Source organism: Streptomyces sp. 2A115, from assembly GCF_052245575.1.
In the GTDB taxonomy this organism is placed as follows: domain Bacteria; phylum Actinomycetota; class Actinomycetes; order Streptomycetales; family Streptomycetaceae; genus Streptomyces.
The window spans coordinates 1-11,734 of sequence record NZ_JBQQCG010000096.1 but is presented as its reverse complement, the minus strand read 5'-3'; the positions used below and the strand labels follow the sequence as shown (position 1 = coordinate 11,734).

At 69.3% G+C, this 11,734-nt stretch carries 10 protein-coding genes and 2 pseudogenes; 9 read left to right on the top strand and 3 right to left on the bottom strand.

The genetic code is table 11. The features are described 5' to 3' along the window. The first annotated feature begins 99 nt into the window (after window positions 1-99). On the top strand, window positions 100-807 hold the full coding sequence (locus tag ACTWQR_RS47260; protein ID WP_443233509.1) for an IclR family transcriptional regulator: 708 nt from the start codon (window positions 100-102) through the stop codon (window positions 805-807). 260 nt (window positions 808-1,067) lie between these two features. Here the strand turns inward: ACTWQR_RS47260 and ACTWQR_RS47255 are convergent, their stop codons facing one another. After that, window positions 1,068-1,418 (bottom strand): FCD domain-containing protein, encoded by a 351-nt coding sequence (locus tag ACTWQR_RS47255; protein ID WP_443233508.1) that lies wholly within the window; start codon window positions 1,416-1,418, stop codon window positions 1,068-1,070. Window positions 1,419-1,816: 398 nt separating this feature from the next. Between ACTWQR_RS47255 and ACTWQR_RS47250 the strand changes: the two genes are divergently transcribed. From ACTWQR_RS47250 to ACTWQR_RS47215, 8 genes and pseudogenes are all read left to right on the top strand, one after another. Beyond that, window positions 1,817-2,410: a TetR/AcrR family transcriptional regulator gene (locus tag ACTWQR_RS47250; RefSeq protein WP_443233507.1), complete on the top strand. Its 594-nt coding sequence runs from the start codon at window positions 1,817-1,819 to the stop codon at window positions 2,408-2,410. Window positions 2,411-2,483: 73 nt separating this feature from the next. Next, window positions 2,484-3,236, top strand: a pseudogene (locus ACTWQR_RS47245) (SMP-30/gluconolactonase/LRE family protein); the annotation flags it as partial. Between the two features lie 563 nt (window positions 3,237-3,799). Then, the gene (locus tag ACTWQR_RS47240) at window positions 3,800-4,498 is read left to right on the top strand and encodes a nitroreductase (protein ID WP_443233506.1); all 699 of its coding nucleotides are present in this window, start codon (window positions 3,800-3,802) and stop codon (window positions 4,496-4,498) included. Window positions 4,499-4,644: 146 nt separating this feature from the next. Then, window positions 4,645-5,985, top strand: a complete 1,341-nt coding sequence (locus tag ACTWQR_RS47235) for an NtaA/DmoA family FMN-dependent monooxygenase (protein WP_443233505.1) — start codon at window positions 4,645-4,647, stop codon at window positions 5,983-5,985. Between the two features lie 97 nt (window positions 5,986-6,082). Further along, entirely contained in the window at window positions 6,083-6,370 is a 288-nt protein-coding gene (locus ACTWQR_RS47230) for a flavin reductase family protein (RefSeq protein WP_443233540.1), read from the top strand. A gap of 220 nt (window positions 6,371-6,590) precedes the next feature. Continuing rightward, a complete protein-coding gene (locus ACTWQR_RS47225; protein WP_443233504.1) occupies window positions 6,591-8,183 on the top strand; it encodes an MFS transporter in 1,593 nt (530 codons plus the stop codon). A gap of 284 nt (window positions 8,184-8,467) precedes the next feature. Next, the gene (locus ACTWQR_RS47220; protein WP_443233503.1) at window positions 8,468-9,217 is read left to right on the top strand and encodes an SDR family oxidoreductase; all 750 of its coding nucleotides are present in this window, start codon (window positions 8,468-8,470) and stop codon (window positions 9,215-9,217) included. Between the two features lie 505 nt (window positions 9,218-9,722). Beyond that, window positions 9,723-10,562, top strand: coding sequence for a helix-turn-helix transcriptional regulator (locus ACTWQR_RS47215; protein WP_443233502.1), 840 nt, complete (start codon window positions 9,723-9,725; stop codon window positions 10,560-10,562). Window positions 10,563-10,611: 49 nt separating this feature from the next. On the opposite strand, the pseudogene ACTWQR_RS47210 reads toward ACTWQR_RS47215, so the two are convergent. Together ACTWQR_RS47210 and ACTWQR_RS47205 are read right to left on the bottom strand one after the other, a co-directional pair. Next, a pseudogene (locus ACTWQR_RS47210) lies at window positions 10,612-10,785 on the bottom strand (IS5/IS1182 family transposase); the annotation flags it as partial. 272 nt (window positions 10,786-11,057) lie between these two features. Beyond that, window positions 11,058-11,582 (bottom strand): hypothetical protein, encoded by a 525-nt coding sequence (locus ACTWQR_RS47205; RefSeq protein ID WP_443233501.1) that lies wholly within the window; start codon window positions 11,580-11,582, stop codon window positions 11,058-11,060. Between the last annotated feature and the right edge of the window lie 152 nt (window positions 11,583-11,734).

Below are 11,734 nucleotides of genomic sequence, written 5' to 3'. Positions count from 1 at the left end.
AGTGAGCACAGTCCCTTCCGCCATGGGACACCGTTCCGCGCCCCTGGGCCACCGCCGCTCCGTGGACCGGCCCGGCCCGGCCGCCGATAGACTGACGTCATGATCAAGGAGCCCGGCGGGGAGCGGACACCCATACGCAACAGCGGATCCCAGACCCTGGCCCGTGGCCTGACGGCTCTACAGATGATCACGGACGCGCCCGAAGGGCTGAGCGTCCAGGAGATCGCCGAGCGGCTCGGCGCCCATCGGACCATCGCATACCGGCTGCTCGGCACGTTGGTCGACTTCCATCTGATCACCCGCGGCGCGGACGGACGCTACCGTGCCGGTGCGGGCACCGTGGCCCTGGCGCGCAACTACCAGACAGTACTGCGGGATGCGGCCCTCCCGGTCCTGCGGCGACTGGCGGACGAGCTCGGTTCGACCGTCGCCATGCTCGTCGCCGAACTCGACGAGGCGGTGGCCATCGCCGTGGTCGCCCCGCAGTCGGTCGACTACCACCTCGCCTTCCGCGAGGGCAGCAGGCACCCACTGCACCGAGGGGCGGCCGGACACGCCCTGTCCTCTCTCCATGCGCCCACCCCCGCCGATACCGAAGCGGTGGTCCGCGCCCGGCGCGACGGGTACGCGATCACGCACGGCGAGGTGGAGCCGGGGGCCTACGGACTGTCTGTCCCGTTGCCGCTGGCCGGTCAGTCCCCGCCGACCTGCATCAATGTCATCACGTACCGCGAAGGCATCGTGAAGGAGTCCGTCGAGCGGGTTCGGAAGGCAGCGGAGGAGATCGCGCGGGCCGTACGCAGCTGACGTCCCGACTCGTGCCCACCATGCGCCGGTCCCAGGCAGTAGCCGTTCCGGAGGGTGTGACCGTTGGACGCCGGCCTGAATTCCGCTGTCACCGAGAAGTTGGGCGTGGACGCGTCTTCGCCCGCAACCGGTCACGCTGTCACCGACTGGCGAGTCGCCACCCGATGGCCGACGGGCCGTAACCGTTGGCTGGTGACCTATGGCGCAATAAGGCCCGCGTCTCCCGTCGTGCGGGGCCCCGGAAAAGACCGCCGCCGATGTCAGTCCCGGATTGCAGATGTCGCGTTCCTCGGCAGGTCAGGCTGCGTGAAGCCGCCCGCGAGCAGCGCTTGTTGGGTGCGCTGGTAGTGCTCGGCCAGCAGCTTGGCTGCAAGGTCCGCGTCCCGTGCCGCTGCGGCTTCCGTGATCGCAAGGTGCTCGCCGGCCACGTCGCGTGTGGCCGCCAGTGTGGCGGCGGCCGGTCCCGACCAGCGCCGGTACAGTTCGGTTGCCGCACGCAGGGTGTAACAGAAGTCCAGTAGAAGAGGTACCTGGCATGCGCTGATCAGGGCCTCGTGGAACGCGGCGTGCGCCACCGCCCACTCTTCGCTGGTGCGCAGCGTTCCCGGCATTTTCCCACCGTGTCCAAAGCGGACCGTCCGGGCCGGTATCCAAAACTGTCCGGGTGGAAAACTGGCTCCACCCTGCGCATCAGATGCCGGGCCACGACGGTCTGAGCCACACGGTCGGCGACGACGGGAATGCCGAGCATTCTCGTGCCACTGCCATGCGGCTAGGAATGGCCACTGCGCGCACCCGTCCTTCATCAGTGGCGTCCACCAAGGCGGTGTGCGAACGGCCCGGTGACAGGGCCGGCCATGCGGCCAGGCATGTCGGCCCCCTGCTCTGTCCGGACTCCGTGGTCGGACCACCGATTTGACCGGATGCCGCCTCCGCTTTACTCTCGAACACGTACGGAGGCAGCATCCGTTTTGGTGCGGCCGCACGATCACGGCAGGCAGGAGGGCGCATGAGCGCCGTCGAACAGCGGGGACGCAAGCCCCGCGCGGACGTCCAGCGCAACCGCGCGGCCCTCCTGGAGACCGCGCAGCGTCACTTCCTGCAGCACGGGGTCGGCACCTCCCTGGAGGCGGTGGCCAAGGAGGCGGGCGTCGGGCCCGGCACCCTGTACCGGCACTTCCCCACCCGGGAAGCGCTGCTGGCGGCCGTGCTGCAGACGCGCTCCGAGGAGCTGGTGGCCCGCCAGGCGGACATCGATCAGCTCAGCGACCCGGCCGAGGCGCTGGAGCAGTGGCTGCGGGCGATGGAGGACTACTTCAGCGCCTTCAGCGGACTGCCGGACCCGCTCATGGCCGCGGCCCGGGCGCAGGAGCCGGACAACCCGCTCACCATCCCCTGCGGCATCCTCATCTCCGCCACCGATCAGTACGTGCGGGCCGCGCAGCGCGCGGGGCGCGTGCGCGCGTCGGTGCGGGGGAACGACCTGTTCCTCGCGGCCTGCTCCATCGCCTGGATCAAGGGCAACGGCGCCGACAAGGAGTCGCTCGACCGGCTCCGCACGCTCATCGCGAGCGGCTACCGCCAGCGGAACACCCAGGCGTAAAACGCCAGACACTCCGGCTCACTCAGTTCTGATCCACCGGCGTCCGATACCGCAATTTTATTAAAGAGGATATATGAGTCATTCACCAAGGGTACTGTCCGCTGACGCTCGGCGTATTGTGGCGCAGGGTGGCCTCGGCTATCTCGAGAGCGCCCGGTGGCATCATGGGGCGCTGTGGTTCTCGGACATGACCCGGTGCAAGGTCTATCGCCTTTCCCCTGGCGGGCGACCCGAAGTTGTCGCCGATGTGCCGGGACGACCTTCGGGTCTCGGTTTCGGCCCTGACGGGGCGCCAATGGTTGTAGCCATCGACGACGCACAACTGCTGCGCCTTGGAGATGCCAAACCGGAGAAACTCGCTGATCTTGCGCCGGTCGCGTTCCATCCAAATGATATGGCCGTGGACCGGGATGGCCGCGCATATATCGGTCCGCAAGGGTACGTTTTCGGCGAAGATCCTGTTGGTGTCAGTCTGGTTGTCCGCCACCCCGATGGCCGGATCGACACGGGCGGCGAGGACCTCATATTCCCCAACGGCATCGCGATCTCGGGCGACGGGCGCACCCTGGTCGTCGCAGAATCGTTCCGGGCACCACGGACGAGACTCACCGCCTTCACCGTGGCGGACGACGGTGCGCTGGTGGACCAGCGCGTGTTCGCTGAATTCGGGTCACCGGACACGGAGACCATCGATGGCATCTGCTTCGACAGTGAGGGTGCGGTATGGGCGGCCTTTCCGTGGATTGGTGAATTTCGCCGTGCCCGTGATGGCGGCGAGGTTACCGACATCATTCGGATCGCCGCGGACACCGAGGCATATCCCGATGGTGGAAACTTCGCTGTGGATCTGACGCTCGGCGGACCGGAAATGCGAACCCTCTACCTGCTCATTTCGGATACAAACCCCAAGCGCCTTGGTAATTCTATGGATGCGACGGGCCGCATCGAAGCCATCGAGGTTGAGGTGGCAGGCATCCGGGACTGACAGCAGGCTCCTGCGTCGGCGCGGCGAATCCGCGACAGCGGCCCGGAGCGCTTCGCCACCCTGGAGGACGGCGTCGAGATGAACCGCGCCGCCCACCGCTGATCCGCCCACCGCTGATCCGCCCACCGCCCTCATGCACGGAACGGCACCAAGGCGGCCCCGGCGGCACGCCACGTACACCCAACACGCCACGACCACCAAAGACGAACACGAAGAGCGCGCAGTCCCCCCGCGCTGCGCCCTGCAGCCTTGCCGTGCCGCCACCTGCGAGCATCCGCACGCCTACCGGTACCCGCAAAGTGCGTCCTGCACCCGGCCCTTACGACGGCTGCCTCCTTGGAGGGCCAACCGCACTGCGCCCCGGCCGCCATGGCGGTGACTGCGCGCCATGGAAAGGAAACGCCTTGACCGGCACAGCATCGCCCTTCACCGACCTCGCATGCTCCCGGCACTCCCCCCGCAAGTTCCTGCCCGCCTCCCTGTCCCCTGCGGACATCCGAGGCGTGCTCGAAGACGCGCAGACGGCCCCCTCGAACAGCAACACCCAGCCGTGGGCCGTGCACGTCGTCTCGGGTGCGAAGCGGGACGCGCTGGCCAAGGAACTGCTCAAGGCCGATGAGGAGGGCCGCACCTCCCCGGATTTCACCGCTGACTACGGCGAAGGCATCTACCTCGAGCGGGCGCAGGCCCTGGCCGCGAGCTACTACGGAACCCGAGGCATCGAGCGCTCGGACCGGGAAGGCAGGAGTGCGGCGGTCCGCGAGAACCTGGAGTTCTACGGCGCTCCCCATGTCGCCTTCCTGTTCATGCCGGCCCTGGGCGACGGAGTGCGGACGGCCGGCGACATCGGCATGTACGCGCAAAACTTCCTGCTCTCACTGGCGTCCCGGGGGTTCGCCGGCATTCCACAGACCATGCTCGGGATCTATGCCGACACCGTCCGCGCGTTCCTGGATGTTCCCGAGGACCTCAAGCTGCTGTTCGGCATCTCCTTCGGCACGGGCGACCCGGCGGCGCCGGTGAACGCGTTCGGCAGAACACGCATCCCGCTCCAGCAGAGCGTGGTCCTGCACGGCACCCCCGGCGTCCTCGACGGTCAGTAGTCCGTCCGCAGAAGCCACCCGGCGCGTGGGCCCGGGCCCGGCACCCGCCATCGCCCGGGCGGTCCGAGCACGCTCACGCTTTCGGCGCAGGAACCAGCCGTACCCCCCACCCTCCCCCTCTTCTCACCTCGCTCGGAGGAGCAGCAATGACAAGCCGGCAGATGGTCCTGGGCATGCAGTTCAGCGGCGGATACGGGGCCGCACCCGGGGCCTGGCGGCTGCCGGGTGCGAACCTGAACAGCTACACCGACATGGACCAGTTCGTGCGGTACGCGCAAGCCGCCGAGCGCGGCAAGATCCAGCTGCTGTTCATCGCCGACACCCCGGTCCTGGACGTCGACCTCGCCCACCATGCCCCGCACCACATGATCGACCCGCTGCTGATCCTGACCGTCCTCGCGCGCGAGACCGAGCGAATCGGCCTGGTCACCACCGCCTCCACCACGTTCACCGAGCCCTACAATCTCGCCCGCCAGTTCAAGGCCCTGGACGTGATCAGCCACGGCCGGGCCGGCTGGAACGCCGTGACCACCTCCGACCCCGCCGCCGCGGCGAACTTCGGCGCGACGATCCCACCGCGCGCGGAGAAGTACGAGCGCGCCCACGAGGTCATCCAGATCGTGCAGGGGCTGTGGGGCAGCTGGGAGAGGGACGCCTGGCTGCTCGACGTCGACGGCAAGCGGTTCGCCGACATGGACAAGATCCAGCCGGTCAACCTGCAGGGCAAGCACGCCGCCTCCCGCGGCCCACTGCCCATCCCCCCGTCCGAGCAGGGCCAGCCGGTCATCTTCCAGGCAGGCGGCGGCAGTTACGGCCTGGAACTCGCGGGCCGCTACGCCAGCGGCGTCTACGCCAACCCGTACACCATCGAGGACGCCCGGGCCCAGCGCCAGGCCCTGCGGGACGCCGCCAAACGCGCCGGACGCGACCCGGACGAGGTGAAGATGCTCGCCGGCTTCATGCCGACCCTCGCCCCCTCCCGCCAAGCCGCCCTGGAACGGCGCCGCTTCCTCGACGAGGTCGTCGACCTGAACCAGCGCGTCCGCTACCTCGGCGCCATGATCGGCCTCCCGCTCGGCCCCGGCCAACTCGACGAGCCGCTGACCGCGGACCAGCTCGCCGACGCCCTACCCAGCCCGCACGACCCGCGCTCCGCCCGCGCCCTCGAAGTGGCGCGGGAAGGCTGGAGTCTGCGCGATGTGCTCGCCCACGGCGTCATCGACTACCACCCGGTGGTCGCCGGCACCGCCGTCGACGTGGCGGACCACATGCAGCAGTGGTTCGAGGCAGGGGCCTGTGACGGCTTCTCGATCGCCGTCGACAGCTACCACGACGGCTTCGACGCCTTCGTCGACCAGGTCGTCCCGATCCTGCAGGAACGCGGCCTGTTCCACGACGACTACGAAGGCCCCACCCTGCGCGAGAACCTCGGCGCCCACCAGCAGTACGGCCTCGACCCGCGCCTCACCAAGCCGGCCCGCTCATGACCACCACCACGCAGCCCGCCACCGCTGCGCCGTCCGGCACCGCCCAGTCGTCCGGCACCGCGACCCCGCAGGTGTTCCGCGACGCCATGGCCGTCGCATCCCCGGTCGCCGCGGTCACCGCCATGGACGGCGATCGCCCGCAAGGCACCACGGTCAGCTCCTTCGCCTCGCATCGCTTACGCCGCCGATGGTGCTGGTGTCGCTGGACGACCACTCCCAACTCCTCGCGCACGTCCGCCGCACCCGCCGCTTCGGCCTCAACATCCTGGGCGTGCACCAGGCCGCTCTCACCACTGCCTTCACCCGCTCGGGCCCGGACAAATCCGACGGGATCGCCTGGTCGGCGAGCGAGGCCCTGCCGCGCCTGCCGAGTTCGGTGGCCTGAGTCGCCGCCGAGGTCGACCAGTACGTCACGGCCGGGGACCACACCGTCCTGCTCACCCACGTCACCACCGCCGAGCCGGGCAAGATCAGCCCGCGCCCCTCACCTACCACCAGCGTTCCCCCGGCGCGCACACCCGCAGGCCACCTGACCGCTGCCCCTCCGCCGCACAACGCATCTTCCGTGGCCCTTCGTCAGGGCCGGCAGCAAGGACACCCCAACCATGAAACGCTCCCGCGTCGAACTCGCCGACGTCACCCCCGACAGCGACCGGCCACAGCGCGACCGACCTCTCGCATCACCCCCGGAAGACCACCGGATGGTTCAAGTCCCCCTGGCCACCGGCCAGGACACTGACCATGACGGCGCGATGCCCCAGAGCGACGACTCGGTTCCGGTATCGGCCATACCGGTCCCCCCGACCACCGGAACTCCCGCAGGGCGCGGGCTCGTCCCCGTCCTCGCCTTCAGCGGCATCGCCGTCGCCGTCATGCAGACCCTGCTCGTCCCCGTCATAGCCGACCTCCCCCGGCTGCTGGACACCACGACGTCCAACGCCGCCTGGGTGATCACCGCGACGCTGCTGTCCAGCGCCGTCGCCAGCCCGATCATGGGGCGGCTCGGCGACCTCTACGGCAAGCGCCGCTTCCTCCTGGTCAGCCTCGGGCTGATGGTGCTGGGCTCACTGGTCAGCGGGTTCACCTCGGACCTCATGCCGATGGTCGTGGGCCGCGCCGTGCAGGGCTTCGCGTTGGGCGCCGTCCCGCTCGGCATCAGCATCATCCGGGACGAACTGCCGCCCGAGCGGCACGGATCGGCGATGGCGCTGATGAGCAGCTCCCTCGGCGTCGGCGGCGCGCTAGCCATACCCCTGGCCGCGCTCGTCGCCCAGAACCTCGACTGGCACTGGCTGTTCTTCGGCGCCGCCGCCATCGGCACGGTGGCCATGGCCGCGATCTTCGCCATCGTCCCCCAGAGCGCGCAGCGCACCCCCGGCCGCTTCGACTTGATCGGCGCGCTCGGGCTCACCCTCGGCCTCGTCGCCCTGCTGCTGCCCATCTCCAAGGGCGCCGACTGGGGCTGGGGGAGCGCCACCACGCTGGGGCTCTTCGCCGCCGCCGTCGTGATCTTCCTGCTGTGGGGTCTCTTCGAACTGCGCACCAAGAACCCGCTGCTGGACCTGCGCACCGCCTCGCGCCGCCAGGTCCTCCTCACCAACCTGGCCGCTATCACCGTCGGCTTCGCGTTCTTCGCGGTGACGCTCGTCCTGCCGCAGCTGCTGCAGCTGCCCGAGTCCACCGGGTACGGGCTGGGGATGTCCATGGTCGCCACTGGCGTCTGCGCGGCCTCCATGGGCCTCGCGATGATGACGGTCTCCCCGCTCGCCGCCCGGCTGTCGGCCGCGCGCGGGCCCAAGGTCTCGCTGATGACGGGGCTCGTGCTGCTCGCCGTCGCGTATCTGGCGGGAACAGCGCTGTTGGGCGCCGTGTGGCAGATCGTGCTTGTCGCCGTCCTCGCGGGCAGCGGCGTCGGCGTCGCCTACTCCGCGATGCCCCCGCTCATCCTGGGCGCCGTCGACCCTTCGGAGTCGGGCGTGGCCAACGGGCTGAACTCGCTGATGCGTTCCATCGGCACGTCGACGTCCAGCGCCGTCGTCGGCGTCGTCCTCGCGAGCACGACGCAGCCCATGGGGAGCACCGAGGTGCCCACGCTGGACGGCTTCCGCACCTCGTTCCTGATCGCGTCGGGGGCGGCGCTGCTGGGCCTCGTCATCGCGGCGTTCCTGCCGGGGCGTACGCGACGTGATGCGGGGTGACGCAAGGGCCGCGCCCGAGTTCGGGGCCGCTTCCGTGAGCGGGCCCGTGTCCGGGCTGCGCACAGCGTGCGGGCGGCGCGTACTGCCCTCGGCTACCGCGTCCCCGTGTGCGACGCGCGGCGCCCGGTGTGGACGCGCTGACCGGCTGCAGTGGTGTCCTCTACTGCTCAGCCGGGGACCGCCGATCCATGGATAAACCGTCCTCTCCCGCCCTTGCGCGGGCGCCCATACATTCGAGGCTGCGGGCGCTCCCCGGCCCGCCGTACCAAAGGAACAAGACCCCCATGAAGATGACCGGCAACACGATCCTGATCACCGGCGGCACCTCGGGCATCGGCCTCGGCCTGGCCCTGCGCCTGCACGAGGCCGGCAACAAGGTGATCGTCGCAGGCCGACGCAAGGAACTCCTCGACGAGATCACGGCCGAGCACCCGGGCATCGACGCCCTCGTCCTCGATGTCGCCGACCCCGACTCGATCGCCCGGGCCCGTGAGACCGTGGCGGCGAGCCACCCGGGACTGAACGTCCTGGTCAACAACGCCGGCATCATGCAGCGGGAGAACCTCCTCGACCCGGCCGAACTCACGGTCGCCGAGGATCACGTCGCGACCAATCTGCTCGGCACGATCCGGATGACGTACGCCTTCCTGCCCCTGCTCGCGGGCAAGGACGACGCGGTCGTCATGAACGTCACCTCCGCGCTGGCGTTCGTGCCGTACCCGAGCACCCCGACCTACAGCGCGACCAAGGCCGCGCTGCACTCCTTCTCCGAGAGCCTGCGCATCCAGCTCGCCGGTGCCGACGCCGGCATCCAGGTGATCGAGATGGCCCCGCCGGGCGTGCGCACGGGCCTGATGGGCCAGCAGGACAACGACCACGCCATGCCGTTGGACGACTTCCTCACCGAGGCTCTCGACCTGCTGCGCGAGCAGCCCGACGCGAAGGAGATCGTCGTCGAGCCCGCCAGGTTCATCCGCGACGCGGTGGCCACCGGCACCTACGACGATGTCCTCGCCATGATCAGCGGCAGCTGACCGACCTGTAGTGACCGACGCGGAACAACAGCACGCGGGCAGGTCCTGTGGGGCCACATCAGGGACGCACGCGAGCTGGACCGCCTCGGGAGGTCCTCGCTGAAGACGCGGAACGACAAGAAAGCGCCTTCGGCTTCACCCCGGCCGTCGCACGGGAGGCGACCGGCACGTCCTGAGTGCCGAGGGGCACGCGAGCGCCCGTCTGACACGGCGAACATCGTCGTGTCAGACGGGCCGGGCCGGGCGACGAGGCCCGGCGCCGGTCCAGAGCGTCGTCGACGGGGGACCGTCGCCGCAGGCCGTCTTCCATACCGGCGTCCTGCGGCGCACCGCCGACAGTCGAATGCCCCAGCGGGTCATGCAGGTCGGGTGACCCTCGGATCGTCTCGCCGCGAGCGCTATTGGCGTCGGCCGTATGAGCGGCCTTGCGCGGGTGGGAGAGGGGTGCTCAGCCATGGATCGGTGGTCTCTGGATAGCCGGGCGGGATGCGGCGAGGATGGGGGCATGGACAAGAAGGAACTGGCGGAATTCCTGCGGCACCGGCGTGAGGCGCTGCGGCCCCGCGACGTCGGGCTAGTCGAGGGGCCACGCAGGCGTACACAGGGGCTGCGCCGCGAGGAGGTCGCCCAGCTCGCCGGCATGTCCACCGACTACTACACCCGTCTGGAACAGCAGCGGGCTCCGCAGCCCTCCGTCCAGATCACCGCGGCTCTCGCCCGGGCCCTGCGACTGACCCTGGACGAACGCGACCACCTCTTCGTCCTCATCGGCCACAACGCCCCGGCCCGCCTCCACCGCTCCGAGCACGTCAGCCCGACCCTGCTGCGGGTCCTGGACCGCCTCGACGACTCCCCCGCCATGGTGCAGACCGACCTGCTCGACACCCTCGCGATGAACCCCGTGGCCGTCGCGCTGCTCGGCGACCAGACCCGCCACACCGACCTCGCCCGCAGCGGCTACTACCGCTGGTTCATGGACCCGGCCGAACGCCTGATGGTTCCCGAGGAGACCCACGAACGCCACGGCCGCGCCCAGGCGGCACGCCTGCGGGCCGCGCTGACGGCCGGCAGCGACACTCCCCGAGCCGCCCGGATCCTCGCCGAACTCCAGGAACACAGCCCCGAGTTCGTCCGCATGTGGGAACTTCAGGAAGTCGCCCAACGCTACGACGACTGCAAGACCATCCTCCATCCCGAACTCGGCCGCATCGACGTCGACGCCCAGCTCCTGTACACCGAGAACCGCGCCCAGACCCTGGTGGTGCTGACCACCCGCCCCGGCACGGAGAGCCACAGCAAACTCGAACTGCTCTCCGTCATAGGGCACCAGCAGCTCACCTCGTAACGTCCTGGATCCGGGGGGGTGCCTCACTCGGCTTGATCATTAAGCGTTTTCAGCGCTGCCCCTCCAGGGTGAGGATGGCCTTGGCGATTGGCCTCATTCGATTCTGGCTGCGTCGTGATCTTCGGAAGACGCGCCAGGACTTGAGTCGTGCCATCCCGCGTTCGACGGGCGTTCGGGACATAACCGGCGCACGGTTGACCGTCCGTTCGGCTGGGGTCAGCTGCCCAGTCACCGGCGCGCGTCCTCAGCGAGGATCACCGGAGAGATCATCCGTGTCACCGCAGAAGACGGACCGTGAGCGCGGCATCCCGATGTCCTCCGCCCAGTTCCACGTCATCACCTCGGTCCTCCGCCACCGCACGCGAAACGGCCGTCCATTGCCGGCGAGGCCGCCCGCCAAGAGCAACGCTGTTGCACGAGAAGGGGCATGATCCCGACAGGAGGGGCCTGGGGAGACCCGGGCCCCTCCTGGTTTCAGCCGATCAGGATCGCCTGTCAGGCTGGGTATGCCTGGAGGGTGATCTTGCCGGGGTAGGCGCTCAGCAGAGGACCGGTGACCGAGGCCGGAGCGTCGGTGGCCACCACCATCCGGTCGCTCATCCCGTCGTAGCCGACCGACACTCTGTATGTCTGATCGTCGTCAGGTGCGATCCGCTCGTAGGCCGCATCAATGATCTCCTTGATCTGGGCAGCGGTGAACGTAGGGCTCTTCGCGGTGGTGGGCGTGGGCCAGCTTGTCGATGTCTGCCCGGAGGAGTCGGTCCAGTCGGTCGGCGTCTGCAGGTTGTTCAGGTCACCGGCGTAGTCCGACGGGAAGACGATCACCGGGCCGATTACGGGGTCATTGAAATACGCGAGGGCGCAGTTGTAGTCGGCCAGCTCCTGCAGCTGCTCCCAGTGCTTCGCGGGCTGGTCGGCCCTGTCCCGGACCTCGGTCGGGGTCAGGGCGTGATCGTAGAGGCGGAAGTCCCGCATCCGGCCCTTGAAGTACTTGTCGTTGGTGTGCAGAGAGGGGCGCATTCTGGGACGCGCAGCCTTGGGCGAGGATGGTGTCCCTCGTCGTGGTGTACGGGATCAGCGGCCGGGAGTGCGCGGGCATCTGCCCGGGGCGCACTTCCACGGGTGACTACCGCTCCCTGAACAGGAGGCGGGCCACCGCGTAACTCTCCTTG